This is a genomic window from Campylobacter concisus, from assembly GCF_050447445.1.
Taxonomy (GTDB): Bacteria; Campylobacterota; Campylobacteria; order Campylobacterales; family Campylobacteraceae; genus Campylobacter_A; species Campylobacter_A concisus_BI.
Genome location: NZ_JALMFW010000001.1, coordinates 432,661 through 445,390 on the forward strand (window position 1 = coordinate 432,661; position 12,730 = coordinate 445,390).

Genomic DNA, 12,730 nt, shown 5'->3' on the forward strand with positions numbered 1-12,730 from the left:
GAAAAAATGTACGTTGCGCCTAGTATTTTATCGGCTGATTTTGGAAATTTGGCAGCTGAGATAAGAGCCATTTGCGAGGCTGGGTGCGATCTGGTGCATGTTGATGTTATGGATGGGCATTTTGTGCCAAATTTAACCATCGGACCAGTTGTGGTAAATGCTGTTGCAAAAGCAGCCACAAAGCCGCTTGATATACATTTAATGGTTGAAAATAACTCGTTTTTTGCCGACCTTTTCTTGCCACTAAAGCCAAAATTTCTAACCTTTCACATTGAAGAAGAGAAGCACCCAATGAGGCTCATTGATCACATCAGGAAAAACGGCGTTGGCCCTGGCATCGTGTTAAATCCGCATACGCCAGTTAGTGTGATCGAGCATATTATTGATGAAGTCGATATGGTGCTTTTGATGAGCGTAAATCCTGGCTTTGGCGGTCAGAAATTTATGCCAGTCGTGCTTAAAAAAACAAGGGCGCTACGAGAGCTGATAGAACGAAAAAACGCTAAGTGTCTGATCGAAGTAGATGGCGGCGTAAACGGACTAAATGCGCCTGATCTTGAGGAGGCCGGAGCTGATATCTTGGTGGCTGGTAACTACATCTTCTCATCAAATTCCTACGAACAAGCCATCCGTGCCATAAAGCTTGAGTTTTGAAACCAAAAAAACAGCGTTTAGAAAATAGCATAGAAATTTTAGCTAGGCAAAATTTAAGCTATCATGAGTTTATTTTAAGATTTGGCGATATCGAGGAAATTTCATCTATTATTGACGTGCGCGACCTTGATATGTGGCGAACTCTTGGGCTTGACATCACTAGAAATGAAGAGAATGAGATCGAGCTTGGCACGAGATTTCGAGACATTAGCGAGCAGGAATTTTGCGTGGTTGATATCGAAACGACTGGCGGTACGACGAGTGGACAGATCATCGAAATAGGCGCAATAAAAATGAAAAATGGCGTTGAGATGGGGCGTTTTGAAAGCTTTATAGCAGCTCCTATGGTGCCTGAAAATATCACCGAGCTAACTGGCATAAAGGCTAGCGATTTAGTCGGTGCGCCAAATTTGCTAAATGTACTTGAGCGGTTTAAAATTTTTCTTGGAACTAGCGTCTTTATCGCGCACAACGTAAATTTTGACTACGGATTTATCTCTCATAGCCTAAATGAGATCGGTCTTGGCATATTGCTAAATAGGAAGCTTTGTACCATCGATCTTAGTCGTCGCACTATCGCTTCGCAAAAATACGGTCTTGGCTCGCTAAAAGAGCTTCTTGGCATAAACAATACCCATCACAGAGCTCTAAATGACGCGATAGCAGCAGCTGAAATTTTTAAAGTCTGCCTTACACGCTTACCTTTTAGTATCCAAACGACAGAGGATCTCATAAACTTTAGCAAAACAGCTCCAAGTGTGAAGCTAAAACCTGAACCAGTTTTGTGTGCGAATTAGCGATAAAAAAATATCCACAATCTCAAATTTAATCATTAATTTTTTATGCAATCTCTATTTTTAAAGGATTGTGGGCAGTTTGCTAAATTTTACAAAAAAGGAGGCAAATGAGCCAGAAAAATCCTATTTCAAATTTTATCTCAGCTGACGATGAGATGCTCGCTTTTTTATCAAATTTTAGCAATAAGTGGTGCGTGAGTAACGATGGGGCGAAATTTATAGAGCAAAATTTTACCTTCATTGGCTCAAAGCCAGTTTTGCAAAATTTAGAAGATTACAAAACGGCTGAATATAAAAATTTTGCAGACATTAAAAAATTCCTCAGCTCAAATCCAAGCATCAAAAGTAAAATTTTAAGTGGCGAGATAAGCTACATCGGCGACAACTTAACAAATATAGAGGTTAAATTTGCACCCGAGTATTTTTATGATTTTTTAAAATTTATAGTTGAAAATATCCCAGAACATCACTATTTTTGTAGTCCCAAGGAGGGCTGGATATTATTCATTGCAACAGAGGGATATGTGGAATTTGGTGTTTTGCACTAATAAATTTATTTTTAAGCAGTTGTCTAAAATTGTCCATAAAAACAAAACGTGAAAGAAAAATTATTCGTAAAAATTCTTAAAATTAACAAAAAAACTGAGCTTGCATCCTAACACAGCTTGTTGCTAGCAAAATTTAATCAATTTTTTTATATAATTCCTATTTTTCACAAAGGCAAAAAGATGGATAGAAAATCTTGGAGTTCAAGGCTCACATACATTTTAGCTGTTGCAGGAGCTACGGTTGGCTTTGGTGCGACGTGGCGTTTTCCGTATTTAGTCGGGCAAAACGGCGGCGGTGCCTATGTACTCGTGTTTTGCATCGCTATGATCGTGATCGGCATACCGATGATTTTAGCCGAAAACGCGATCGGCAGACGCCTAAAATGCAACGCCGTGGATGCTTTTGGTGGATCGATAAATGGCAAAAAGATCAGCAAAAAGTGGCAGATCGTTGGCTGGATGGGGCTTGTTGGCGCATTTGGTATCATGGCTTACTACATGGTTATTGGTGGCTGGGTGCTAAACTACATCGCCCAAATTTCATTTGGTTTACTTGATCTCTCGCATGTGGTTAGTTTTGAGGAGACAAGTACATTTTATGAGCAAAATATCGTAAGCAATCCACTTGCCATAAGCTTTGCGACGCTTGTTTTTGTGCTGGTTAATTACGCTATTTTGGTGCAGGGTGCGGTCGGCGGTATCGAGCGATCAGCGAAATTTTTAATGCCACTACTTTTTATTTTAATGCTTATTATGATCGCTAAAAATATCACGCTAGATGGTGCAATAGAGGGCGTAAAATTTTACTTAACGCCTAATTTCTCAAAGATAAACTTAAAGCTTTTCGTTGATGTTTTGGGGCAGGTATTTTTTGCGCTCTCGCTTGGTTTTGGTGTGATGATCACGCTTTCTAGCTTTGTGAAAAAGGATGAGGGTTTGGTTAAAATTTCTATCATTACAGGCATTTTAAATACAGTAATTGCCGTGCTTGCAGGATTTATGATTTTTCCTTCTCTTTTTAGCTACGGCGTATCGCCAGATAGTGGCCCAAGTTTGGTGTTTAAATCGCTACCAATCGTTTTTTCGCATATGCCTTTTGGCGGATTTTTTGCGGTGGCGTTTTTTGCACTATTAATGATCGCTGCGCTTACGACATCGCTACCAATATATGAAGTAATAATCACGACACTTCAAGAAAAATTTAAGATAAAACGCAAAAAGGCAATATTTTTAGTTCTTGGAGGCATATTTATTTTAGGAAATTTACCTTCGCTGATGGCTACAAACATACTAAGTCACGTAAGCATTTTTGGTAAGAATATTTTTGATGCATATGATGCAATAAGCGCAACGATATTTTTTGTATTTACTTCATTTGGGTGTGCAATATTCGTAGGTTGGGTGCTAAAAGATGATGCAAAAAAAGAAATTTTGCAAGGTAGTGAAAAACATGCAAAATTAATAAATGTCTGGTTTTGGTATATAAAATTTGTCGTGCCGTTTATCATTTTGGTGCTTTTTATCAGCTCGTTTTACGATAATTTTTTGAAATAGGGCGTAAAAATATGTTTTATTTTTTACTCGGTATTTACTTTTTTTACGTTGCCGCAAAGGCGATTTTGGCGATTTTGCAGATAAACTTTATCCGCTCGGAGGCGAAAAGGCCCGCCGTCGTGCTAGAGCAGGGCGAGTACGAATCAGCCGCCGCAGCCGCGATAACGAATCAAAAATTTGAGATAGCGAGCTTGTTTTATCACGCAACGATATTTATGATGTGGGCGTGCTGGGGGCTTGGCGCGATATCGGGGCATGCCTATAAAACGGGAGATATAGGCGATAACGTCTTTATGGTTATGGTATTTTTGCTCGTTTCGTCGCTGCTAGAACTACCGCTAAATATCTACGAAACCTTCGTCAAAGATAAAAGGCTCGGCTTTTCAAACGTAACGCCCAAAATTTTCGCGCTCGATCTACTTAAAACGCTCGCGCTAACGCTGGTTTTCGGCACGCTGTTTGTGTGGCTGGTGCTGCTTTGCATTAGATTTTTGGGCGATTTTTGGTGGTTTTGGGCGTTTTTGCTTAGCTTTGCCGTCGCGCTCGTGATAAATTTAATTTACCCGACGCTCATCGCGCCTATCTTTAACAAAATGCAGCCGCTAGAAGAGGGCGAGCTAAAAAGCCGTATAGAAGGGCTTTTAGTGCAGTGCGGGTTTAAAAGTAGCGGCGTTTATACGATAGACACCGGCAAGCGCGATAACCGCCTAAACGCGTATTTCGGCGGTCTTGGCGCGACTAAACGCGTGGTGCTTTTCGACACGCTCGTTAAAAAACTAAGCCTAGAGGAGATAATCGCCGTTTTGGGGCATGAGCTTGGACACTTTAAGCACAAAGATATCCTAAAAATGATTGCTCTAAGCGCGGTTATGTTTTTTGCGATGTTTTTGATGTTCGGCAATATCTCAGACGCGGCGTATCAAGCACTTGGACTTCATAGCGGAGGTGGCGGAATGATCGTGTTTTTGCTGCTTTTCTCACCGATTTTCGGATTTTTATTTTCGCCGGTGAGCTCGTATTTTAGCCGCGCAAACGAATTTGGCGCCGATAAATTTGCGGGCGACGTCTCAAACAAAACCGACATGATAAGCGCGCTAAAAAAACTAGGCTCCGAAAACAAGGCCTTCCCGAAGGCTCATCCGATCTATGCGTTCGTCTATCATTCGCACCCAAGCCTTTTTGAGCGTATAAACGAGCTGGAAAATGAAAATTGAAGAGGCTCTTAAAGAGGCTAGTTTAAGGCTAAGCTCACTTTGCCAAAATCCAAGCAGAGTGGCTAAAATTTTGCTTATGAATTATCTTGATGTAAGCATTGAATGGATATTTTTAAATCAAAAAAATGAATTTGATGAGAGCGGCTATTTCGCTCAAGTTAAAAGGTATGAAAACTACGAGCCTCTTGAATATATAACTGGTAAAGCTAGCTTTTATGGGCTTGATTTTTACGTGGAAAGCGGAGTGCTGATCCCAAGACCTGAAACAGAAATTTTAGTGGATAAAGTAATAGAAATTTCACATGAATATAATGAACCAAAGATCGCAGAAATAGGCACAGGAAGCGGCATTATTAGTATCATGCTAGCTCTAAAAACAAAGGCAAATATCGTAGCAACAGACATCAATGAAAAAGCTTTGATGCTTGCTAGAAAAAATGCAGATAAATTTGATGTAGGTGGGAGGATCAAATTTTTAAACTGCTCTTATGTGGATGAAATTTTAGAAGATATTGATATTTTGGTTTCAAATCCGCCATATATTGCAAGAGGCTATAAACTTAGTAAATTTGTACTAAATGAGCCAGAAAGTGCACTCTTTGGAGGCGAAGTAGGAGATGAAATCTTAAAAGATATTATTCTCATAGCCAAAGATCGTAATATCAAAAACATTGCTTGTGAGATGGGGTACGATCAAAAAGTAAGTATGCAAAAATTCTTAGAGGCTAATGGTTTTGAATATAGTTTTTACAAAGATTTGGCTGGCTTTGATAGAGGCTTTTGCGCGAAGTTAAAAATATAAAGGAGAGAATTTGAGAGGAGTTTATTTTTTGCTTTTGGCAGTACTTATAGGAGCTGAGCTAACGCTTGGTATTTTGGTGGCGCCAGTCATATTTTTCCCACAAAGCATCATAGGAGATGGCGTACTTACGCATTTTATGAGCGGTCAAATGATGACAAAGATATTTTTGAAATTTAATTATATTTTGCTTTTTATAAGCATAGTTGTAATAATTAGCGAGCTATTTGATCTTAGAAAAAAGCTTATTTTTTCACTAAAATTTAGCATGTTAATGCTTGCTTTTTTAAATTTAGCCTTAGCTTTAAGCTTTGTATTTTTCTTTACGCCTTTTATAGTTTACGCTCAAAATTTGGGTGTTGATGCGACACAGACGGCTGAATTTGCCAAAATGCATAGTGCGAGTGAATATGTGATGAAAATCATGCTTGTTTTACAAATTATTTTATTTTTTGTGAAATTTAAGATTAGCCAAAATGAACGCAAAGCCTGATATTCAAGTCTTAACAAATTTTCTAGCCGAATACACGAGTGCGATGGTGAGTGCTGGCACCTACACAGCGCGTGTAGAAAAGTGCGTAGACCGCATAGCTAAACACTACGGCTACGACATTAGCGTGACGATTTTCGTGAAGTATTTTACCATTAGCGTCATGGATTCGGCCGACAACTCCCTGCGCCGAACCTACGTAAAAAAGATCCCGTTTGGTCATGTGAGCTTTAACCGCATTTCCGAGCTTTCGTCGCTTAGCTGGCGGATTTTGGATGAAAATTTGAGTTTAGACGAGGCCAAAGAGCAGTTTGAGGGCGTCATACGCATCGGTGCGCATAAATTTACAAGCTCGCTTATTTTAATAAGCCTTGCAAATGCGGCGTTTTGCAAGCTTTTTGGCGGCGATGCTGGCTCGGTAGCTTGCGTATTTTTCGCGACGCTCGTGGGTTATAGCCTTAGATTTGCGCTTGCTAAAATGAGCGTAAATTTAAAAATCCAGTACGTCCTAGTCTCGTTTGTGGTCTCTTTTATCGCCTATCTTGGCGTATTTTATGGCTTTACACACACTAGCGACGTAGCGATCGGCTCGTCGATACTCTTTTTGATGCCGGGCGTTTTTCTCATAAACTCGGTCTTTGATATCATAAACGACAACACGCTAGTGGGCATCAGCAGAGCCGTGAGTACGGGTATCTTGATACTTTGCATAGCAGTGGGCGTTTATATCACGCTCTCGCTTAGTAGCGCGGAGATTTTACATGTTTGATCTTTTGACCGCGACGCTCATAGACGGCGCTTTTGCCGCGGTGGCGGGGCTTGGCTTTGCCTATGCTAGCTCTCCGCCTAAAAGGACTCTCGCATTTTGCGCGCTGCTTGCGGCATTTGCGCACGCCAGCCGCTTTTGGATCATGCAGATGGGATTTTTTAACATCAGCGTCGCCACCCTCATCGTCTCTTTTTTAAGCGGAATTTTAGGTATGCTCTTTGCCAAACGGCTCAAAGTGCCCGCCGAGATCATCGCTTTTCCCGCGCTTTTGCCGATGGTGCCGGGAGTCTACGCGTATAAGGGAATTTTGGCGCTATTTTCGTTTCTAAACGAGCCTGATATCGCTAAGAAAAACGAATACCTAATTATATTTTTCGATAACGCGATCACGACTACGACGGTCTCGCTAGCGCTTGGCGTGGGCGTTTCGGTGGTGCTTATTTTATTTTACGATCAGTCGCTGATGATAACTAGAGGCGCCAAGTGCGATCTAGCGATGCAAGATAACAATAAAAGCTAAAAATAGAATTATTAAAAACAATTATGATTAAAGTAAAAAGCATAGTGAAGTATTTTTAAAAATCATTATAAAAATAAAAGTTCTCTTTAATTTAATACTCCTTATATTGGTATTAAGTTTCGTTGAGTCAAAAAATATTATATTGTATATTTTTAATAATTTTTTATTTTTTATAAGATAAGATATATTTCAAGATATATTCAAAGGCTTTGTGATAAAATTGAATATCTAAAATAATATACCAAGAATTAATTTAAAATATAATAATTGGAAGTTATGTTTGATTAAGCGCACTCATTCTATAAAGTTAAAATACAGTATAAATTTACGATATTTTGGAACTTTTGCTTATATACATAAGCTATGTTTATGTTTTAGGAATAAATAAATTTTATTCCTGCAATAACTAGAATTAATATGGAGAAATAAATGATTAAACAATTTAAAATAAATGGGCTTTTTGGTTTTAGAAATGTTGAGATTAATTTTGAAGATAACATAAAAATATTGATCGGTGAAAATGGTTTTGGAAAAACAACAGTTTTAAATTCGTTATATTATTTATTAAACGGTAAGTATATTAAGCTATCAAAAATAGAATTCGAGTCAATAGAGTTATTTTTTACAAATAAACGACATATTCAATTTTCAAAGTCTAATCTAGATGATTATATAAATTACTTAGATAATGATAATAGAAGATTGCCAAGTAGCATTGTTCCCATGTTAGAAAAGTTAGATTTATCCGAATTTGATGATTTTAATAAAGATGCTGAAAAAAAAATACTAAATTACGTTAAAGACAATAAAATTAGACAGTTTGCTCCCGATAGATTCATGGCAATTGAAATTTTTCGTTTTATTACGGAAAGACCGAATTTTGAGGTTTTTGATAAAATGGATAATATTAGACAAGAATTAAAATTTTCAATATTATATTTACCAACGTATAGAAGAGTTGAGGAGGATTTGAAAAATCTTGGAGTATTCGAGGAAAGAGGTATGCGCCGTCGTGACACCCGTAGTTATTATACAGAATCATATAATGTGGAATTAGCCGATGAATTGGATGACGAGGAGACATTGATACATTTTGGAATGAATGATGTCAAGCAAAAAATTAAAAGTATAAAACAGGAAATTGAAAGGTCAACAATTACTGGTTTTTCTAAGCTAACTGGACAGATGTTATCTCACTTTTTGCATACAACAAGCAACGACTTCAATAAAATTGAATCGTTAGATAAGAATACAATTAGGATTATTTTACATAGAGTAGGAGATAATATATCCAAAAAAGACAAAGAGTCAATACTGAATTTATTAGATAAAAAAACTGAATTAAGCAATAAAAGTGATTTGGTTTTTTTTATTTTTAAACTCATTGATATATATAATGCTCATAAGCATCTTGATGATAAAATGAAAAAATTTAGAGATGTTTGTAATCAGTACTTATTTGATAAAGAGGTTGTATATGATGAAAGTTTGGTAGATTTATATATATGCAGAAAGAATACGGAAGAAAAGGTTGAAATAGATAAATTATCGTCTGGAGAAAAACAGATAGTTTCAATTTTTTCAAAAATTTATTTAGAAAAAAATGAAATTTTAATCGTATTATTTGATGAGCCAGAGCTTTCACTTTCTTTACCTTGGCAAAAAAGGTTATTACCTGATATTATTGAATCAGGTAAATGTAAATTTTTATTAGCAGTAACCCATTCACCTTTTATTTTTGACAATGAATTAGAAAAATTTGCTGTTGGTATTGATATGTATATGAATGAGTGCAATGAATAATTCTTTGCTTGAAATAATGAAGGATTCAACTGAATCTGGGCATGCTGCGTACATTAATTTTGTAATGGCCTATGTAAAAAATAATCAAGATTCGGTTTATTGTTTTTTTGAAGGAGATGAGGATAAAAAATATTATGGCGCAAGAATTGAATTTGCTTACTATAAAAAATGCAAATATTTTACATGTGGTGGAAAAGACAAGGTTGTTAAGGCTCGGGAGTTAATAAAAAATAGAACAGAGTATAATGCGGCAAATGTATTATTCTTTGTAGATAAGGATTATTCTGATGATAAAACCAATAATACATTATATGTAACACCTTTCTATTCAATAGAAAATTTTTATTCTTCCAAAGAAACACTAACCAGAATTTTACTGGATGAATTTAATATGAACAATAATGAAGATGTTGAAAAGGTAATTAACTTATATGAGGATGCCTTAAAAACTTTTCATAATAAACTACTGTTTTTAAATGCATGGCTGGCATGTCAACATGATATTAGGATGAAAACAAAAATAGACGCTAGACTTAATATTAATGATGCCCTAAGAAAATATTTTAATACTAATAGTATGTTTAATAAAGACTTAAGAATAAAAGCTAATATTTTTGATGATTTAGAGAATATAGATATTTTAGAAAAAGAGTTGTTTCCAAATTCGACTAAAATATCAATTGAGAATATAGAAGAAAAAAAAATTATATTACTTCAGACCAATCCCTCTCATAGTTTTAGAGGTAAATTTGAATTTAAGTTCTTTATAGATTTTTTAAAAAAGCTGAAAGAAGAGGTGGGTGCTAGAAATCAAAAACTTTTAACTAATAGGTACAAATGTAAGATATCTTTTGAAATTGATACTGGAATTTTGACTTTGACTACTTATGCCATTACCCCTAGCTGTTTAAAATCATTTTTGAAGAACAACCTAGCAACTACATCATTTGGTGATAATTTTTAAATAAAATAACAAAAAAATTAATAAAACTGCATATTTGATTGCTAGAAACAAAATCTAAGGCTAAAGCAATTAGTATTTGCATGGCTTAAATATCTGCCTGGCAAGCAAACTCTAGTAACCTAAGCTATGATTAAAGTAAGCCAAAATTATAGTAAACGAGAGCTTTGCATTTTAAATTTAAAGGAAAAATATGAAAATACGAATTTACTACGAAGATACCGATGCTGGTGGCATAGTCTATCATACAAACTATATTAAATTTTGTGAGCGAGCCAGAAGTGAAGCATTTTTTCAGGCTGGATTAAACTTCACAAAAGAGGGCGGATACTTTGTAGTTTCGTCGCTGGAGGCTAAATTTATAGCTTCTGCTGTGCTTGGCGATGAAGTATTTGTTAGAACCAAAATTTTAGAGCTTAAAAAAGCTAGTCTTGTTTTGGAGCAAGAAATTTATAAATTTGATGACAAAAATGCCGAAAAGCTACTTTTTAGAGCGACGATTACGTTAGCCTTTATGAAAGAAGAGAAGCTTGCTAAGATAAATGACGAGATAAAGAAATTTTTGGAGAATTCTAAATTTTAGATCGTGGCTAAATTAAAAATTTAACTTTAGCCACTTTGTGCTTTTACATTGAGCTATTTTGATCGAGCAAAATTTCTTGATTTGCTTCGTCAAAGTGGTCGCCTTTTGCGTTATAAATTTTAACTCCATATAAGACTTGAGAGTTTTCAACTCTTTCGGTAAAAATTCTATCAGCGCTTTTATCTATAAAATTTGTGTATATATACTCGGCGCCAAAAGCACTTGAATAGCCGATTTGTGAATATCTAAAATCTACATCAAAAAGATCACCAAGTCCTAAAAACAAGTCGTTAACAGGACTTAGTGAGTTTGCGATGAAAAGATTTTGTCTATCTCTTTGCGCGATGGCATTAAAGATATTTGGTAAAAAATTTATCTGTGTGCTTAAAAGTGCGTATGACTTTATTTCAAAGCCTCTCATCTGCGTTGCTACAAGAGAAGCTTTGACGATTGGGATGTTTAAAAACATACTTGCATTATCAAATTTGGATTTTTTACTTAAAGTATCATTTAAATTTATATCTTTACCTACGATAGAGGCTTCATGATAATCGCTACTTTGCATGCGGACATATTCATTTAGCTTTTGCCCTAATGAACTACCATCATCAAATGCAACTATTTTTTCGTTCGAGTAAGCTAGCAAAGCTGAAATTTGGTCTTTATAATCAATGCCACCAAAGATCAAATTTGGTTTTGGATTTATGATAAAAGAGCTATGAACGCTTGGAATGTAGATAAGCTCATTTGATAGAACTAGCGAATTTATAATGTTCGTGCCATTTGATGTAAGGGCTGCGATAAAATAATTAAAGCCTTGGGCTCTAGCCGTTTGCATAGCATTTGTAAGACTTTGTGGGCTTTCATCGTTGCTATTTATAAATTTGATCTCGATATCTGCGTCTTGCTTTAAGACATAGCTTAAGACCGCATTTGATACAACATTTGCATAAGATTTTATAATCTTTTGTGGGATGATTACAGCGATTTTGCCGCTTTTATTAACTTTTAAAATAGCTTCACCACCAAGAGAGATATAAAGCTCCAAAAGAGCGTTATCGTCTATTTTTGCTGGCTCAAATCTTGCCATAAAACTAGCCAGTAAATCAGACTTAATAAGCTCATTTAAGCAGGCATTATCACAAAATTCTGGTTCTAAATTTATATAAGTAATCTTTGCTGGAGGTATACTTGATAGACTTTGGTTTTTTGTAATATTACTCTCAAAATTTATCTCATCTTGTGATGCAAAAATAGTCGAAAAAATGGCTAAAAAAAGTAAAATTTTTCTCATATCACTCCTTTGATCTTTCTTAAATCATCTATAAAAATATTTTCAAAACTAGGATTTTTGCTGATCCACTCTGGCGAAAACGTTGGTAAAATAAGGCTATTTTCATTTTTTAAAATACTACCTCTTATGCTTGCAAATCCGCCTTTTAGCAATAAATTTGGATATAAATGCATAAAGGCTTTCTCTCCTAAAGTCACGATTATCTTTGGTTTTATCAGCCTAATCTCTTCAAACAAATAAGGACGACAAAGCTCAATAGAACGGCTTAAAATCGGACTTTTATCATCATTTTGTGAAATTTCACACCGAAGTAGAGAACTTATATAAATTTCTTTTATATCTAGATTTAAACTTTTTTCTATGGCATTTTCTAAAAAATTTTTACTGTTATTTTCATAAGAATCATTTTTTTTATAAAATAATATAAACATGATTTTGCTATTTTCATTGCCGATGCCAGCCGTTACGCCTTTTGAACTATTTCGCAAAGAGCAAAGAGAACATTTTTTTATCTCACGGTTTAGCTCATCAATATTGTTGTAATCATGATAATTGCTTAGACTAAGAAAATTTTTATCAATAAACTTATAACCAATTAGTTTTAAGAAAAATAATTTTTTTAAAAGCCTATTGTCTTTATTAAAATTCATTTTTGGATTATAACTTGATTTGCTTAAAGTTTGAGTTATGGCTTTTTTAAGCTAAGTTATTCAAAGGAATTTAAGTATTGCTTTGATAAAATCC

General features: G+C 35.4%; 14 protein-coding genes. 12 read left to right on the forward strand and 2 right to left on the reverse strand.

Annotation, left to right across the window (positions count from 1 at the left end; all coding sequences use genetic code 11):
• The first annotated feature begins 6 nt into the window (after positions 1 to 6).
• The 12 genes from rpe (at position 7) to MTT30_RS02290 (ending at position 10,692) form a co-directional block, all read left to right on the forward strand.
• Positions 7 to 654 carry a ribulose-phosphate 3-epimerase gene (gene rpe / locus MTT30_RS02235; protein ID WP_107953363.1) on the forward strand — a complete coding sequence of 216 codons (648 nt, stop codon included), beginning with the start codon at positions 7 to 9 and terminating at the stop codon, positions 652 to 654.
• Entirely contained in the window at positions 651 to 1,451 is an 801-nt protein-coding gene (locus MTT30_RS02240; RefSeq protein WP_429800833.1) for a 3'-5' exonuclease, read from the forward strand. The genes rpe and MTT30_RS02240 overlap by 4 nt, the downstream gene beginning before the upstream one ends.
• Positions 1,452 to 1,558: 107 nt before the next feature.
• Complete coding sequence (locus MTT30_RS02245) at positions 1,559 to 1,999, forward strand: hypothetical protein (protein WP_429800834.1); 441 nt, start codon at positions 1,559 to 1,561, stop codon at positions 1,997 to 1,999.
• A 180-nt stretch (positions 2,000 to 2,179) separates the two neighbouring features.
• Entirely contained in the window at positions 2,180 to 3,553 is a 1,374-nt protein-coding gene (locus MTT30_RS02250) for a sodium-dependent transporter (protein WP_429800835.1), read from the forward strand.
• Positions 3,554 to 3,564: 11 nt separating this feature from the next.
• Positions 3,565 to 4,767 (forward strand): M48 family metallopeptidase, encoded by a 1,203-nt coding sequence (locus tag MTT30_RS02255; protein ID WP_429800836.1) that lies wholly within the window; start codon positions 3,565 to 3,567, stop codon positions 4,765 to 4,767.
• Positions 4,757 to 5,569, forward strand: a complete 813-nt coding sequence (gene prmC, locus MTT30_RS02260) for a peptide chain release factor N(5)-glutamine methyltransferase (protein ID WP_429800837.1) — start codon at positions 4,757 to 4,759, stop codon at positions 5,567 to 5,569. Before MTT30_RS02255 ends, prmC begins: the two co-directional genes overlap by 11 nt.
• A 10-nt stretch (positions 5,570 to 5,579) precedes the next feature.
• Complete coding sequence (locus tag MTT30_RS02265; RefSeq protein ID WP_429800838.1) at positions 5,580 to 6,059, forward strand: DUF4149 domain-containing protein; 480 nt, start codon at positions 5,580 to 5,582, stop codon at positions 6,057 to 6,059.
• Positions 6,043 to 6,825, forward strand: coding sequence for a threonine/serine ThrE exporter family protein (locus tag MTT30_RS02270; RefSeq protein WP_429800839.1), 783 nt, complete (start codon positions 6,043 to 6,045; stop codon positions 6,823 to 6,825). The genes MTT30_RS02265 and MTT30_RS02270 overlap by 17 nt, the downstream gene beginning before the upstream one ends.
• The gene (locus tag MTT30_RS02275; RefSeq protein ID WP_429800840.1) at positions 6,818 to 7,345 is read left to right on the forward strand and encodes a threonine/serine exporter family protein; all 528 of its coding nucleotides are present in this window, start codon (positions 6,818 to 6,820) and stop codon (positions 7,343 to 7,345) included. The genes MTT30_RS02270 and MTT30_RS02275 overlap by 8 nt, the downstream gene beginning before the upstream one ends.
• Positions 7,346 to 7,774: 429 nt before the next feature.
• On the forward strand, positions 7,775 to 9,148 hold the full coding sequence (locus tag MTT30_RS02280; protein WP_429800841.1) for an AAA family ATPase: 1,374 nt from the start codon (positions 7,775 to 7,777) through the stop codon (positions 9,146 to 9,148).
• Positions 9,141 to 10,112, forward strand: coding sequence for a DUF4435 domain-containing protein (locus tag MTT30_RS02285; protein ID WP_429800842.1), 972 nt, complete (start codon positions 9,141 to 9,143; stop codon positions 10,110 to 10,112). Before MTT30_RS02280 ends, MTT30_RS02285 begins: the two co-directional genes overlap by 8 nt.
• Before the next feature lie 190 nt (positions 10,113 to 10,302).
• The gene (locus MTT30_RS02290; protein WP_021090498.1) at positions 10,303 to 10,692 is read left to right on the forward strand and encodes a YbgC/FadM family acyl-CoA thioesterase; all 390 of its coding nucleotides are present in this window, start codon (positions 10,303 to 10,305) and stop codon (positions 10,690 to 10,692) included.
• A gap of 43 nt (positions 10,693 to 10,735) precedes the next feature.
• Here MTT30_RS02290 and MTT30_RS02295 read toward each other — a convergent pair whose 3' ends face one another.
• Positions 10,736 to 11,986 (reverse strand): hypothetical protein, encoded by a 1,251-nt coding sequence (locus MTT30_RS02295; protein WP_429800843.1) that lies wholly within the window; start codon positions 11,984 to 11,986, stop codon positions 10,736 to 10,738.
• Positions 11,983 to 12,636, reverse strand: a complete 654-nt coding sequence (locus MTT30_RS02300) for a uracil-DNA glycosylase family protein (protein WP_429800844.1) — start codon at positions 12,634 to 12,636, stop codon at positions 11,983 to 11,985. Before MTT30_RS02300 ends, MTT30_RS02295 begins: the two co-directional genes overlap by 4 nt.
• Positions 12,637 to 12,730: the final 94 nt, after the last annotated feature.